General features: G+C 72.6%; 17 protein-coding genes and 1 pseudogene. 6 read left to right on the forward strand and 12 right to left on the reverse strand.

Features of this window, described 5'->3' with window-relative positions:
• The first annotated feature begins 12 nt into the window (after window positions 1–12).
• Window positions 13–963 carry an NADP-dependent oxidoreductase gene (locus ACFY01_RS01165; RefSeq protein ID WP_390733522.1) on the forward strand — a complete coding sequence of 317 codons (951 nt, stop codon included), beginning with the start codon at window positions 13–15 and terminating at the stop codon, window positions 961–963.
• A gap of 1 nt (window position 964) precedes the next feature.
• Here ACFY01_RS01165 and ACFY01_RS01170 read toward each other — a convergent pair whose 3' ends face one another.
• Both ACFY01_RS01170 and ACFY01_RS01175 read right to left on the reverse strand, forming a co-directional pair.
• Window positions 965–2,071, reverse strand: a complete 1,107-nt coding sequence (locus ACFY01_RS01170; protein ID WP_390733523.1) for an NAD(P)-dependent alcohol dehydrogenase — start codon at window positions 2,069–2,071, stop codon at window positions 965–967.
• Between the two features lie 24 nt (window positions 2,072–2,095).
• Window positions 2,096–3,553 carry an aldehyde dehydrogenase family protein gene (locus ACFY01_RS01175; RefSeq protein WP_390733524.1) on the reverse strand — a complete coding sequence of 486 codons (1,458 nt, stop codon included), beginning with the start codon at window positions 3,551–3,553 and terminating at the stop codon, window positions 2,096–2,098.
• 104 nt (window positions 3,554–3,657) lie between these two features.
• On the opposite strand from ACFY01_RS01175, the gene ACFY01_RS01180 reads away from it, so the two are divergent.
• On the forward strand, window positions 3,658–4,086 hold the full coding sequence (locus ACFY01_RS01180; RefSeq protein WP_390733525.1) for a MarR family winged helix-turn-helix transcriptional regulator: 429 nt from the start codon (window positions 3,658–3,660) through the stop codon (window positions 4,084–4,086).
• A 155-nt stretch (window positions 4,087–4,241) separates the two neighbouring features.
• A complete protein-coding gene (locus ACFY01_RS01185; protein ID WP_390733526.1) occupies window positions 4,242–4,622 on the forward strand; it encodes an anti-sigma factor antagonist in 381 nt (126 codons plus the stop codon).
• A 6-nt stretch (window positions 4,623–4,628) separates the two neighbouring features.
• On the opposite strand, the gene ACFY01_RS01190 is transcribed toward ACFY01_RS01185, so the two are convergent.
• Window positions 4,629–5,591, reverse strand: a complete 963-nt coding sequence (locus ACFY01_RS01190) for a ribose-phosphate diphosphokinase (protein ID WP_390733527.1) — start codon at window positions 5,589–5,591, stop codon at window positions 4,629–4,631.
• Window positions 5,592–5,865: 274 nt separating this feature from the next.
• Between ACFY01_RS01190 and ACFY01_RS01195 the strand changes: the two genes are divergently transcribed.
• Window positions 5,866–6,528, forward strand: coding sequence for a DUF4230 domain-containing protein (locus ACFY01_RS01195; RefSeq protein WP_390733528.1), 663 nt, complete (start codon window positions 5,866–5,868; stop codon window positions 6,526–6,528).
• 37 nt (window positions 6,529–6,565) lie between these two features.
• Here the strand turns inward: ACFY01_RS01195 and ACFY01_RS01200 are convergent, their stop codons facing one another.
• Genes ACFY01_RS01200 through ACFY01_RS01225 form a run of 6 tightly spaced genes read right to left on the reverse strand, consistent with a single transcriptional unit; the run spans window position 6,566 to window position 10,320 of the window.
• A complete protein-coding gene (locus tag ACFY01_RS01200) occupies window positions 6,566–8,335 on the reverse strand; it encodes a complex I subunit 5 family protein (RefSeq protein WP_390733529.1) in 1,770 nt (589 codons plus the stop codon).
• Entirely contained in the window at window positions 8,335–8,682 is a 348-nt protein-coding gene (locus ACFY01_RS01205; RefSeq protein WP_390734017.1) for a sodium:proton antiporter, read from the reverse strand. The genes ACFY01_RS01200 and ACFY01_RS01205 overlap by 1 nt, the downstream gene beginning before the upstream one ends.
• 19 nt (window positions 8,683–8,701) lie before the next feature.
• Entirely contained in the window at window positions 8,702–9,442 is a 741-nt protein-coding gene (locus ACFY01_RS01210) for an MnhB domain-containing protein (protein ID WP_390733530.1), read from the reverse strand.
• Window positions 9,439–9,699 (reverse strand): Na(+)/H(+) antiporter subunit B, encoded by a 261-nt coding sequence (locus tag ACFY01_RS01215; RefSeq protein ID WP_390733531.1) that lies wholly within the window; start codon window positions 9,697–9,699, stop codon window positions 9,439–9,441. Before ACFY01_RS01215 ends, ACFY01_RS01210 begins: the two co-directional genes overlap by 4 nt.
• A complete protein-coding gene (locus ACFY01_RS01220) occupies window positions 9,692–10,144 on the reverse strand; it encodes an MrpF/PhaF family protein (protein ID WP_390733532.1) in 453 nt (150 codons plus the stop codon). Before ACFY01_RS01220 ends, ACFY01_RS01215 begins: the two co-directional genes overlap by 8 nt.
• Window positions 10,141–10,320: a hypothetical protein gene (locus ACFY01_RS01225; RefSeq protein WP_390733533.1), complete on the reverse strand. Its 180-nt coding sequence runs from the start codon at window positions 10,318–10,320 to the stop codon at window positions 10,141–10,143. The genes ACFY01_RS01220 and ACFY01_RS01225 overlap by 4 nt, the downstream gene beginning before the upstream one ends.
• Window positions 10,321–10,581: 261 nt before the next feature.
• On the opposite strand from ACFY01_RS01225, the gene ACFY01_RS01230 reads away from it, so the two are divergent.
• Both ACFY01_RS01230 and ACFY01_RS01235 read left to right on the forward strand, forming a co-directional pair.
• The gene (locus tag ACFY01_RS01230) at window positions 10,582–11,130 is read left to right on the forward strand and encodes a VanZ family protein (RefSeq protein WP_390733534.1); all 549 of its coding nucleotides are present in this window, start codon (window positions 10,582–10,584) and stop codon (window positions 11,128–11,130) included.
• A 95-nt stretch (window positions 11,131–11,225) separates the two neighbouring features.
• Entirely contained in the window at window positions 11,226–12,476 is a 1,251-nt protein-coding gene (locus tag ACFY01_RS01235; RefSeq protein ID WP_390733535.1) for a ricin-type beta-trefoil lectin domain protein, read from the forward strand.
• A gap of 3 nt (window positions 12,477–12,479) precedes the next feature.
• On the opposite strand, the gene ACFY01_RS01240 is transcribed toward ACFY01_RS01235, so the two are convergent.
• From ACFY01_RS01240 to ACFY01_RS01250, 3 genes and pseudogenes are all read right to left on the reverse strand, one after another.
• Window positions 12,480–12,731 (reverse strand): hypothetical protein, encoded by a 252-nt coding sequence (locus tag ACFY01_RS01240; RefSeq protein WP_390733536.1) that lies wholly within the window; start codon window positions 12,729–12,731, stop codon window positions 12,480–12,482.
• A gap of 43 nt (window positions 12,732–12,774) precedes the next feature.
• Window positions 12,775–12,906, reverse strand: a pseudogene (locus ACFY01_RS01245) (DNA topoisomerase IB); the annotation flags it as partial.
• 140 nt (window positions 12,907–13,046) lie between these two features.
• Complete coding sequence (locus ACFY01_RS01250) at window positions 13,047–13,856, reverse strand: SDR family oxidoreductase (protein ID WP_390733537.1); 810 nt, start codon at window positions 13,854–13,856, stop codon at window positions 13,047–13,049.
• Between the last annotated feature and the right edge of the window lie 103 nt (window positions 13,857–13,959).

A 13,959-nucleotide genomic window follows, 5' to 3' on the forward strand; every position in this document is an offset into this window, starting at 1 on the left:
GGCTGGTTCACCATGAGCCATGTGAACACCATGCGTGCGATCGGTCAGGACGTCCTCGGCGGACCCGAGGTCCTCAAGGAAGTGGAGTTGGAGCGGCCCGCGCCCGGGCCGAACGAGGTGCTGGTGCGGGTGCGTGCCGCCGGGGTGAACCCGACCGACTGGAAGCACCGCGCCACCGGCGGTTTCCTGGGCGAGCCGCCCTTCGTGCTGGGCTGGGACGTCTCCGGCGTGGTGGAGGCGGTCGGCATCGGCGTCGCCGCCTTCGCGCCCGGCGACGAGGTCTTCGGCATGCTGCCCTACCCGTTCGGGCACGGCTCGCACGCCGAGTACGTCACCGGCCCGGCCCGCGCCTTCGCGCACAAGCCGGCCTCCGTGGACCACACCCAGGCGGGCGCCCTGCCGCTGGTCTCCCTCACCGCCTGGCAGGCGCTGGTCGAGACGGCGGAGGTGCGGCCCGGTCAGCGGGTGCTGATCCACGCGGCGGCCGGCGGCGTCGGCCACGTGGCCGTGCAGATCGCCAAGGCACGCGGCGCGTACGTGATCGGCACCGCGAGCGCGGGCAAGCACGAGTTCCTGCGCTCCATCGGCGTGGACGAGGCGATCGACTACCGGGAGACGGATTTCGCCGAGGCCGTGAAGGACGTCGACGTCGTGCTGGACACGATCGGCGGCGAGTACTCCACGCGTTCGCTGCGCGTGCTGCGCCCCGGCGGCGTCGTGGTGTCGATCCTGCCGGTCGGCTCCGACGACTTCGGCCGGGAGGCCGAGCGGCTCGGCGTACGGGCGGTCCGGATGCTCGTCGACGCCTCGCGCAGCGGCATGAAGGCGATCGCGGAGCTGGTGGAGGAGGGGAAGCTGCGCGCCACGATCGCCGGGACCTTCCCGCTGGCCGACGCCGCCGAGGCGCACGCGCTCGGCGACACCGGCCGGACCACGGGGAAGCTGGTGCTGCTGGTGGACTGAGTCAGAACGTGAGTACGGGCTTGATCGCCTTGCCCGCCTTCATGTCCCGTACCGCCTGCTCGATGTCCGCGAACGGATAGGTGCTGATCAGGCGGTGCAGCGGGAGCCGTCCGTCCCGCACCAGCCGGACCAGGGCCGGGATGAAGGCCTGGGTCTCGCTGTCGCCGAGGGTCAGGCCGACGATCCGCTTGCCGCCCAGCAGGCCGTTGACGTCCAGGCAGACCTCGGTGCCGAAGGGCGGGGCGCCGACGACGACCAGGGTGCCGCGGGCGCCGAGCGCGTCCACGCCCTGGCGCAGGACGCCGACGTTGCCGGTGGTCTCGACGACGCCGTCGGCGCCCTGGCCGCCGGTGACGTCGGCGAGCGCCGCGGCCAGGTCCTCCTCCCCCGCGTCGACGGTGTGCGTGGCACCCAGTTCGAGGGCCAGCCGGAGGCGTTCACCGACCCGGTCGACGGCGACGATCGTGGTGGCGGGGGTGAGGGCCGCCGCCATCACGGCGGACAGGCCGACGGCTCCGGCGCCGAGCACCACGACGGCGCCGCCCGCCCGAGGCTCCAGTACGTGCCACACGGCACCCACGCCGGTCTGCACCCCGCAGCCCAGCGGGGCGATCGAGGCCAGTGGCACGTCCGGGTCGACCTTGACGAGGCTGCGCTCGTCCACCAGAGCCCGCTCGGCGAACGAGGACTGGCCGAAGAAGTGGCCGCCGACCGGCTCCCCGGCCCGGCCGATGGTGGCGGTGCCGTCCGCGCGGCCCCCGGCGAGCAGGTTGTACGGCAGCCAGCTCGCACAGTACGCGGGATGGCCGCCTTGGCAGTTGCGGCAGGCGCCGCAGGAGGTGAAGGACAGCACCACGTGGTCGCCGGGGGTCACGCCGGTGACGGCGGAACCGACGGCCTCCACCACGCCCGCGCCCTCGTGGCCCAGTACTCCCGGGAGTGGGAAGGGCAACGCGCCGCTCGCCACGCTGAGGTCGGTGTGGCACAGGCCGGCCGCCGCCATCCGGACGACGGCCTCGTGCGGGCCGGGGTCGTCGAGGACGACGTCGGTGAGGGTGAAGGGCGCTCCGCCGGACTCGACGACCGCGGCGCGGGTGGGGATGGGCATCGCTGGGGCTCCTGGTTCAGGCGCTCAGTCGAGCGAGACGACGACGGACTTGACCTTGGTGTAGGCGGCGAGGGCCTCGGGGCCGTACTCGCGGCCGAAACCGGAGTCCTTGACCCCGCCGAAGGGCACCGCGGGGTCGAGCATCGCCCAGTCGTTGATCCACACGATGCCCGCCTGGAGGCGGCCGGCGACGCGGTGGGCGCGGGCCAGGTGGGAGGTCTGCACCCCCGCGGCGAGGCCGTACGGGGTGGAGTTGGCGAGGGCGACGGCCTCGTCCTCGGTGTCGAAGGGCTGCACGGTCAGGACCGGGCCGAAGATCTCGTCCTGGACCACCCGGGAGTCGTTGGGCAGGTCCGCGAGGACGGTGGGCCGGTAGTAGTAGCCGCCGTCCAGGTCGAGCCGCTCGCCGCCGCAGACGACGCGGCCGCCTTCCTCGCGGGCCAGGGCGACGTATTCCTCGACCTTCCTCAGGTGCCGCTCCCCCGCCATGGGGCCGACGACGGTGGCCGGGTCGCGCGGGTCGCCGACCGGCACCCCGGGGACGGCCTCGGCGAGGATGCCGAGCAGGGTGCTGTACACCGGGCGCGCCACCAGCAGCCGGGGGCCGCCCATGCAGAACTGACCGGTGTTGAAGACGAAGCCCTTGATGATCGCGCCGACCGCCTTCTCCAGGTCGGCGTCCTCGAAGACGACGTGGGCGGCGTTGCCGCCGAGTTCCATGGTGACCGGCTTGAGGGCCTCGCCGGCGGCACCGGCCACGTGCCGGCCGACGGCGGTGGAACCGGTAAAGGCGATCTTGTCGACGCCCCCGTGGCGCAGCAGTGCCTCGCCGGCCACCGGGCCGGTGCCGGTGACGACGTTGACCACGCCGTCCGGGACCCCGGCCTTCTGGAGCAGGCGGGCCATGAACAGGGCGCTGAGCGGGGTCTCGTCGGCGGGCTTGTGGACGACCGTGTTGCCGGCCGCCAGCGCCGGGCCGATCTTCGAACCGGCCAGGATCAGCGGGAAGTTGAAGGGGGTGATCGCGGCGACGACGCCGAGGGGTTCGCGCCGGGTGTAGGCGAGGGCGTTGAGGGGGGTGTCGCGGGTGGCGCCGTCCAGACAGTGGGCGAGGGCGGCGAAGTACTCGTAGTCGTTGGCGGCGTTGGTGATGTCGACCGCGCCGCACAGCGTGATCGGTTTGCCGACGTCGAGGCTCTCCAGGGCGGCGAGTTCATCGGCGTTCTCGCGGATCAGTTCGGCGACCCGGTGCAGGATCCGGCCGCGCTCGCGGCCGCTCAGCCCGGACCACTCGCCGCCGTCGAAGGCCTCGCGGGCGGCGCGGACGGCGGCGTCGACGTCGGCGGGGCCCGCCTCCGGGACGGTGGTGACCACCTGCCCGGTGGACGGGTCGATCACGTCCGTACGGGCGCCGTCGGCGGCCTCGCGCCACTGTCCGCCGATGAACAGCTGCCCAGGGCCGGTGTCGATGGTGGTCGTCATTGCCACTCCCCAGCGTAGATCGCCAAGATTTCAACCAACAGGATTCCTGTTGGTCCGCAGTCTCATTACAGACAGGATTCCTGTCAATGGTCTAGGGTTCGCGCATGGTCGGTACACGGATACGCCCCTCATTGCTCTACATGGTCAAACAGGTGGAGCTCGTGGTGCGCGCACGCCTGGACGAGCTGGTCAGGCCCGCGGGGATCACGGCCCTTCAGTACACGGCCCTCACCGTCCTCGAACGGCACGACGGGCTGTCGGCGGCGCAGCTGGCGCGCGACTCGTTCGTCACCGCCCAGTCCATGGCCGACCTCGTCCGGTCCCTGGAGGGCCGGGGGCTCATACGGCGGGAGCGCAATCCGCGCAACCGGCGTGAGCTGCTGATCCTGCTCACCGACGCCGGGCGCGAGCTGCTCGCCGGATTCGCGGATCCGGTGCGGGAGCTGGAGGAACGGATGGTCACCGAGCTCACCGCCCACCAGGAGGAGCAGTTCCGTCAGGCGCTCTCCAAGGCCTGGCAGGCGCTGTCGTAGCCCTGACGCGTCGTCACCCTGTCGCGCACACCACAGGAAGACACGCGCCAAAGTCGAAGACATATGTCAATCGAACATGCTCAAATTCTTTCTATCGAGGGTAACTTGCTGGGCGGGGAACGGATGACCCGGCACGGGTGGGAGGTGACGCCGGCATGCACCAGGAACCCGCACCGCTCACCCGGCACCTGCGCATCCACCAGGACCGCGGGCACACGGTGCTGGAGTTCCGCGGCGAGATCGACATCGCGGCGGCCACGGAGATCGCTCCGTACCTGGACCGGGTGACGGACCGGCCCGGCGCCCGGATCGTGATCGACCTCGGGCACATCGACTTCTTCGACTGCTCGGGCCTGCGTCTGCTCTACCGGGCCCGCAGCCGGGTGCTGGAACGCGACGGGCAGCTGCACCTGGTGTGCGCCCACCCGCTGACCCTGCGCGTCCTGAAGGTCACGGGGACGGCGCGGCTGCTGCCGCCGCGCCCGACGCTGGACGAGGCCCTGGGGCAGCCCGAGGCCACATCCGGCACGCTGTGACCCCGGCTACTCGCTCCTCGGCTCGTCGAACAGGGCGCTGACGGACTCACCGTTGTGGATGCGGCGCACCGCCTCGGCGAGCGCCGGGGCGATGGACAGGACGCGCAGCTTGTCCGTGTACTCGCCGTGTCCGTCCTCGGGGACCGGCACGGTGTTGGTGCACACGATCTCCAGTACGTCCGGCTGCTCGGTCAGCCGTGTGAGCGCGCCCGCCGCGAACAGCCCGTGCGTGCACGCCACCCGGATCGAGCGCGGCCCCAACTCCCGCAGACGGTCGAGGAGTTCCAGCACGGTGCTGCCCTTGGCGATCTCGTCGTCCAGCACGATGACGTCCCGCCCGGCCACCTCACCGATGACCGAGCTGATGCTCACCCGGTCGTCGGCGAACCGCTGCTTGGCACCGGCGGCCACCTGCGCCCCTATCAGCCGGGCGAAGGCGGCCGCCTCCTTGGCGTTGCCCAGGTCGGGCGAGACGACGGTGGTGCGCGTCAGGTCGTACTGCCGGAAGTGCGCGGCCAGTTCGCGCAGCGCGTGCTGGTGGTCCACGGGAACCGAGAAGAAGCCGTGCACCTGGGGCGCGTGCAGCGTCATGGCGAGCACCCGGCTCGCGCCCGCCGCCACCATCAGGTCGGCGACCAGGCGGCCCCCGAGGGAGATCCGCGGGGCGTCCTTCTTGTCGGAGCGCGCGTAGGAGTAGTGCGGCATGACGACCGTGATGCGCGCGGCGGACGCGCCGCGCGCCGCGTCGCACATCAGCAGCAGTTCGACGAGGTGTTCCTGCACCGGCCTGACCAGCGGCTGGACGAGGAAGACGTCCCGCTCCCGGCAGTTGGCCTCCAGCTGCACCTCGAGACAGTCGTTGGCGAACCGGCTGACACGGGTCGGGCTGAGCGGCACACCGAGGTGGGCGCAGACCTCCTTCGCCAGTTCGGGATGGGCACTGCCACTGAAAACGGCGATGTCTCGCACGATCCGCTCCTCGCATGATCATTACGGGCCGCGGCTCATGCTACTGACACCCTTCGCTGCCGCACCACGCCACGGAACGACCCCCTCCCCTGAGCGGAAACCGCCGCCCGGGCGGACTCGGGGGCGGCTCGCGCGAGGCGGGCGACGACCCGGCGGACTCGCTTCCGGACGTCTCCGCGAGGGTCCTTGGGGCGTGCGGGGCGTGGAGCCCCAACGCGCCGGTCTGGCCGGGCATTTGCCGGGCATGTGCACTGTAGGAAGGAGGACCGTCGCGATGACGACTTCCCTCACGCGCCTGCCCAGGCGCATGCCCGGCTGGGCCAAGGTGGTGACCGCGTTCGTGCTGGTGCTCGTGGTGCTGTTCGCCGGGATCCGGCTGGCCGTACTGCCGGGCATCAAGGACCTGTTCGGCACCGAGACCCACGACCGGTCCGGCCCCGCGCTCCTGAAGTCCATCCAGGACATGAGCCGTTACGACGCCGCTTCCGGCAACTTCCAGGTCGTCGTGGACCTGGAGAAGGACGCCAAGTATCTCCCCGACGCGATCCGCGGCACCCGCACCCTGTACGTGGGGGCGGGCACCGTGGACGCCTATGTGGACCTCGGCCAGGTGGGCAAGGACGACGTGACGGTCAACGGCGACCGCACCTCGGCCACGCTCCGGCTGCCGCACGCGCGGCTCGGCAAGCCCGCCCTCGACCCCGACCACTCGTACGCCGTGTCCAAGCAGCGCGGTCTGCTCGACCGGCTCGGAGACCTGTTCTCGGACAACCCCAACAGCGAACACGCCGTGCAGGAGCTCGCGGTGAAGCACATCGGCACCGCGGCGAAGGACAGCGGACTGACCGCGCGGGCCGAGAAGAACACCACCGACATGCTCCAGGGCCTGCTCGGCTCCCTCGGCTTCAAGGAGGTGCACGTGTCGTACGGGGCCTGACCCGGCCCTCCGGACGGACCTGGCCCCTCGGGCGGACTCACCCGCCCAGCACGCCCGGCAGGGTGAGCGCCCCGAGCAGGGTCGTGCCCAGCAGCAGCCAGGCCACGTAGTCGCCGACGTGGCCCGACTGCAACCGGCGCAGCGGCCGTGCCCAGTCCGGGGCGGTGGCCCGGTCCGGCCGGGTGACGGCCAGCGCGGCGAGGCCGAAGGCCAGCAGTGTGGAGAGCAGGCCCAGCAGGATGCCGGCCGGGGTCCACTCCGCGGCGGCCGTGGCACCGCCCGGCACGGCCTCGTCGACGGCGCGGGCGACCGCCTGCGCGAAGCCGGGGACCACGCCGACGGCGACGGCCGCGGCGAGCAGCACCGCGGGGACGGCGGTCATGGTGTCCGGGACGCGGCTCAGCCGGCCGCGGGTCTCCGGCTCTTCCTCGGAGCCGGTGGTCTCGTCCTCGGGGACGTCCCGGGGGCGGGGCCCGAGGCCCAGGAACACCCGGGCGGCGACCCGCAGCACCGCGCCGGCGGTCACCGCGGACGCGGCGACGTACAGCACGGTGAGCGAGCCGCCCACGGCCTCCTCGGTGACCGACTTGCCGAGCGCCGTGCCGAACGGCGGCAGCCCGGCCAGGCCCAGCGCGCCGGCGGTGAACATCACGCCGACCGCACGCAGCCGCCGGGCCCTGCCGTACAGGGCGTACTCGTCGACGCTGCCGTACCGGTCGAGGAGGATGCCCGCGCAGGCGAACAGCGCCGCCTTCACCCCCGCGTGCCCGAGGACGTACAGCGCGACCCCGTGGTCGGCCTCGCGGGTGAGCGTGCCGACGCCGACGAGGAACAGCCCGGTGTGGGCGATGGTCGAGTAGGCCAGCAGCCGCTTGATGTGCCGCTGGTACCAGCACATCACCGCGCCGACGGCCGCCGTCACCGCGCCGAGCACCACCAGCGCCCGTTCGAAGTCGGCGTGCGGGATCCCGCCCGGCCCGGAGAAGACCGTGCCGTAGACCCGCCACACGCCGAACACACCGAGCTCGACCATGACGCCGGACAGCAGCATGCACACCGGGGTGGGCGCGACGGCGTGCGCGTCCGGCAGCCAGAAGTGGAAGGGCGCCGCGGCGGCCTTGACCAGCAGCCCGGTCATGACCAGCACGAAGGCGGCGAGGACGAGCGCGTCGGGCCGCCCGTGCGCGGCGGTGGCGTCGAGGCCGTGCCCGATCTTCGACATGGCCAGCTCGGCGGTGCGCGCGTACAGCAGACCGATGCCCATCAGCAGGGCGTACGCGCCGAGGGAGTTGATGACGCCGAAGGTGACCGCGCCCTGCACGGCCTTGGGGTCGTCGATCCGGTAGCCGGTCAGCGCGTAGGCGACGACGCCCATCAGCTCGAAGAACACGAACGCGTTGAACAGGTCCCCGGCGATCGCGAACCCGCACATGCCGCCCTGGAAGAGCAGCATCAGGGCGGGGAAGGAACCGGCGTGGTGCCGCGGGGGTTCGTCGAAGTAGTGCCAGGAGTACACCAGCGACGCCAGCGTCAGCACGGAGACCAGCGCGGCCATGCCGAGCCCCGGCCCGTCCCCGGTCAGGACGATGCCGACGCTCTCGCCGCGCACGGGCACCCAGCCGCCCACCCATTCGGTGAGCGGCGGGGAGGAGACCGGCAGCAGGACGAGCGCGAGCGCGGCCGTGCCGCCGGAAACCGCGCAGGCCGCGATGTCGGCGGCGAGCCGGGGCAGGCGGCCGCCGGTCGCGACGAGCAGGGCGGCGCCGAGCAACGGGATCACGACGAGCAGCGGCAGCAGGTGGCGCATCAGCCGCGCAGCTCCCTGAGCTCGTCGGGGTCGACCGTGCCGTGCCGCTTGGCGATCTGGATGACGAGCGCGAGCAGCAGCGCGGTGACGGTGGCGCCGACGACGACGTCGGTGAGGGCGAGGGCCTGCACCACCGGGTCGACCACGGGCCGTGAGCCGGGCTGGATGTCGGAGAACACCGGGGCCGTGCCGCCGTCGCGGTAGCCGACGGCCAGCAGCAGGACATAGGTGGCGGCCTGGCACACCGACAGGCAGCCGATGGCGTGGATCAGATTGCGGCTGGTGGCCATGCCGTAGCAGCCGATCAGGAAGACCCATGCGGCGACCAGGTACGGAAGGACGTGCAGCACGGCGGTCACAGTGGTCTCAACTCCCGTTCTCCTCCTCGATCTCGACGGCCTGGTCCAGGAAGCCCGCGAGCAGCACGACCACCGCGCAGGCGACCTCCATGCCGATGGCCGCGTTCAGCAGGGGGACGGTGCCGCCGGAGGACAGCGTGTTGAACGTGCCGTACGGCAGCAGCGTGTTGGCGAGCAGGGCGGTCCCGGCGAGCACGCCCGCGAGGCCGAGCACCAGGTAGGCGGAGACGGCGAGCGCGTCGGCGATCTCGAACAGGGCGACCGGGCGGACGCGTTCCAGGGCGCGGTAGTCGGCGCCGAGGTACAGCAGGTGCAGGGCGGTCGCGGCGACCACGCCGCCCTGGAAGCCGCCGCCGGGGCTGAGCTGGCCGTGGGCGATCACGTAGAGGCCGCACAGGAGGGCGACGGGCAGCACGACCAGGGCGTAGCGGCGTACCGGCATCGCCACGTCGGCGGGTTCGGGCCGGGCCCGGTGCTCGTCGCGGGTCTGGCGCAGCAGGACCACGCAGCCCAGCACGGCGCCGAACAGGATGGTCATCTCGCCGAGGGTGTCGTAGGCGCGCTGGTCGAAGTTGACGGAGGCGATCGTGTTGGCGATGTGGCGGGCGAGCGAGGCGTGCACGGCCCGCTCGCCGTACGGGTGCCGGCGGCCGCCGAAGGCCGGCAGGTCGAGGCAGGCGGCGACGAGGAGGGCGGCGAGGCCCGCGCCGCCCACGGCCAGCAGCCACAGCCGGGCGCGCCGGGTCACCGGTCGCCGTCCTTCGCCCGGGGCCGCCGCCGCACCTTGCGCACCGACAGCATCACCAGCAGCGGGGTCAGCGCGGAGCCCACGGCCAGCTGGGACAGGCCCACGTCGGGGGCCTGGAGCACGGTGAACAGCACGGCGAGCAGCACGCCGAGGACGGACAGCACCAGGGCCTGCCGCGCCGGGTCACGGGTGGCCACGGCCGCGGTCGCGGCGCCGGCCACCAGCAGCAGGGCGACGACGATCACGGCATCAGCCACGCCGCACCCCCCGCACTCCGCCGGACAGCGCCCGGGAGGCGACCAGGTTGCCGCCGATCAGCAGGGCGCCGATGACGAGGAGTTTGACCATGGCGCGGCTCGGTCCGGTGGCCGCGCACAGGACGGCCACGACGACCGCGCCGAGGGCCGCGGCGGCCCAGGTCGGCCCCCAGGCCCGCGGCCGGTCGCCCTCGAGCTCGTCGCTGAGCAACCGCGCGAAGACCAGGGTGCCGACCGGGCCGAGCAGCGCCAGCAGCAGGGCCAGGTCGACGTACGAGGGGCGGCCGTAGCCCTGGGAGAGGAGCAACAGGCAGGGGCAGACCGCCGAGGTGATCAGGTTCTGGGCCATGACCCGGCGCCGCAGCGGGCCGGTGGCCACGCCCCACAGGGCCGCGCCCGCTCCGGCGGCGAGCAGGACGGCCGCCGCGAGGATCCAGCCGTTCACCGCCACACCGCCCGTCGCGCGGCCCGGGCCGCGAGCGCCGTGACGGCCGCCGCGCCAGCGCCGACCGCCCACTCCAGGGGGTAGACGGTGCTGATCAGCACCAGCCAGAGCAGGACGAGCCCGGCCCACCAGGCGAGCCACTCGCCGACGGCGAGGAGAGCCGTACGCCGGTTCACACGCCACCTCCTCGGGCCGCCGGTCGATGGTTCGTCAGTGATGTCGTATATGTGCGTTTTCTCGGCATTCGCCGTGTGTGGCATCCAAGCACCACCGGCGAGGGAGCAGGCGGCGGCGCGCGGGCCTGAGCCCGGAGTGCCCCGGGAGCACGTCCGGAAACCGCCGGGCGGACGCGGCACGGGTGCCGTGGGGACGGCATCCCCGGCAGCTTCCCGGGTAAGCGCCTTATCACGCAGGGAAGTTGAAGACTGGAGGACTCAATGGGGATGACTGCCGCACGCCTGCGCACCCTCAGGGCGGGGCGTGTCCGTGCCGACCGGACCAAGGCGGGGACGGAGCGGGCGGAACGGCACGCGCTGCCACTGCCCGTACGGCTGCTGGCCATGCTCGTCGCCTTCGCCTTCATGGTGGCGTTCGCCGTCGTCCTGGCGCGGCTCACTCTCGAGCCGTCCCCGGCGTCGGTGTCCCTCACGCACACCAATCTGCACCCGGGCCGTTCGCTGAAGGCCTATCTGGACCAGCCCGAACTGCGCGACGCGGTGAAGCAGATCGGCGGGAACGTACTGCTGGGCGTCCCGTTCGGGGTGCTGGTCCCGGTCCTCGTGCCGAGGGCGCGCGGGTTCCTGAAGGTGCTGCTGCTCACCGCGACCGTGATGTTCCTGGTGGAACTGGCGCAGGGCACGCTGGTGACGGGCCGCGCCTTCGACGTGGACGACGTCATCCTCAACACCACCGGGGCGCTGGTCGGTTACCTGCTCCTGGGGCGGCGGCTCGGGCGCGCGGTGCACGCGCGGGTACGGAAGCACTGATCGTTCGAAGCTGGACCGGACCAACCTATTGACGGGGCCTTACCTCATTCCTTAAATCAAGGGGCGACACATCCACCCCCCACGGAAGGAGAGTCGTGGCCTCCCCACGCCTGCTCCGCAGATGTCTGTTCGCCGCCCTGTCGGCCGCCCTGGCCGCCTCCGCGGCCGTCGGCCCCGCCCGGGCCGACGCCTCCGGCACGGGTGCGCCCGCGTCGGATGCGTCGGCCGCCGCCGTCGCCTTCTCCGACAACTTCGACGGGCCCGCCGGTGCCGCGGTCGACTCCTCGAAGTGGCAGACCGAGACCGGCGACAACGTCAACAACCACGAGCGGCAGTACTACACGTCCGGCACCAGGAACGCGGCCCTCGACGGACAGGGTCACCTGGTCGTCACCGCGCGGCGCGAGAACCCGGCCGGCTACCAGTGCTGGTACGGCAGCTGCCAGTACACCTCGGCCCGGCTGAACACCGCCGGGAAGTTCAACGCGCAGTACGGGCACGTGGAGGCCCGTATGAAGATCCCGCGCGGGCAGGGCATGTGGCCCGCGTTCTGGATGCTCGGCACCCCGGTCAACTGGCCGGACTCGGGCGAGATCGACGTCATGGAGAACGTCGGCTACGAGCCCTCGACCGTGCACGGCACCATCCACGGTCCCGGCTACTCCGGCTCGGGCGGCATCGGAGCGGCCTACTCCCTCCCGGGCGGCCAGGCCTTCGCGGACGCCTTCCACACCTTCGCCGTGGACTGGGCACCGGACTCCATCACCTGGTCGGTGGACGGGAACGTGTACCAGCGGCGCACGCCCGCCGACCTGGGCGGCAGGACGTGGGTGTTCAACAAGCCGTTCTTCCTGATACTGAACCTGGCCGTGGGCGGCTACTGGCCCGGGGACCCGGACGGCTCCACCTCGTTCCCGCAGCAGCTCGTGGTGGACTCGGTGTCGGTGACGACCGGCGGCACCGGGACCGGATCCGCCATCCGGGGCCTGGCCGGCAAGTGCGTGGACGTGGCCGGGGCGAACTCCGCAAACGGCACGCCCGTACAGCTGTACGACTGCAATGGCACCGCGGCCCAGCAGTGGACGGTCGGCGGCGACGGCACGATCCGCGCGCTGGGCAAGTGCCTGGACGTCACCGGCGGCGGCACCGCGGACGGCACGACGGTACAGCTCTACGACTGCAACGGCAGCGCCGCGCAGAAATGGGCCCTCTCCTCGGCGAACGACATCGTGAACCCCCAGGCGAACAAGTGCCTGGACGTCACGGGCAACAACTCCGCCAACGGCACCCGGCTCCAGATCTGGACCTGCTCGGGCGGCGCCAACCAGAAGTGGACGGTCGGCTGAGCCCTACGGCCAGCGTGGGGCCCAGGTGAACTTGCCGCCGCCCACCCAGCGGACCACGTCCGGGTCGTCGAGGTCGTGGACCGTGATGCCGTACGCGGCGGCGGCTTCCAGCACGTCCGTGACGGCGTGCGCCTCACCGACCACCTGACCGTCTATCTCCACGATGCGGAAGGGCGGGTCGCCCGGCTTCCCGCGCATCACTCCGTGCACCAGGATCCGCGGGTGGGACATATAGGGCACTGCTTGCTCGGTCATGCAATTCAGCGTAAAACGCGCGGCGTCCCGGCGTGTCATCGACGGGGGCGATCGTCACGCCGTCCTCGAACAGCTCGAAGACCCCCGGGTCGATGCAGGAGGACCGGCACACGGCGGGCGTGTTGCCGAGGTAGTGGCTGACTCCGCGTGCGGCGCGGGCGGTCTGCCGGGGCCGGACGGCGCTCCCGTGCGGCCCCGGCGGCCGCGAGTGGTACGAGCGGGTCGCCTCGCTCGTCCCGGTGGCGGAAGCCTCGGCCGCGGCGGACCCGGCTGGATCCGGGCCGGCCGGGGGAGCTGGTGCGCAGTCGCACGGTCTCAGGGGCGCCGCCAGTCGTCGCTCCCGAGGTGCGAGCCGGCCATCGGGCCCATCCGGAGCATGCCGCCGTCGACGGCCCAGGAGGCGCCGGTGACGTAGGAGGCGTCCGGGCCGGTCAGGAAGGCGATGACGGCCGCTACCTCACGGGCGTCGCCCGGCCGGCCGAGCGGCACGCCGGGGCGGCTCTCGGTGTGCGGGTCCGTGTCCTCCTGGCCGGTCATCGGCGTGGCGATCTCGCCGGGGGCGACGGCGTTCACCGTGATGCCGTACTCGGCGAGCTCCAGCGCCATGACCTGGGTGAGCAGGCCGAGGCCGCCCTTGGCCGCGCAGTACGGGGCCGCGCCCACCCGGGGCTGGTGCTCGTGGACGGAGGTGACGTTGACGATCCGGCCGCCGTCGCCCTGCCGGATCATGTGCCGGGCCGCGTGCTGCCCGCACAGGAAGGGGCCGACCAGGTCCACGTCGATGACCTCGCGCACCGTGTCCGGCTCCAGGTCGAGGAAGGGCGTCGAGGTCCCCGTGCCGGCGTTGTTGACCAGGATGTCGAGCCTGCCGAGCCGGTCGCACAGCTCGTCGACCGCGCCCGCCGCGCCGGGCAGCCGGGTGAGGTCCATCTGTGTCACCACGGCCCGCTGCCCCGCGGCGCGCACCTCCTCGGCGGTCTCCTCCGCGCCCTTGAGGTCGGTGTGCCAGGTGATGCCGATGTCCACGCCCTGCCGGGCCAGGCGGACGGCGGTGGCGCGGCCGATGCCGGAGTCGGCCCCGGTGATCACGGCCACCGGGGAGCGCGGTGCGGCGGGAGCGGACATGACAGGCCTCCTCCACGTGGGGCAGGTGGACGGAGCACCGCAGTACCCGGGTGCGAACCGGGCAAACCGGCAGGCCGCCGTGCGGCCCCGGCGCCACTGGGGA

Origin of the sequence: Streptomyces sp. NPDC001480 (assembly GCF_042894725.1) — a bacterium.
Classification (GTDB): Bacteria; Actinomycetota; Actinomycetes; order Streptomycetales; family Streptomycetaceae; genus Streptomyces.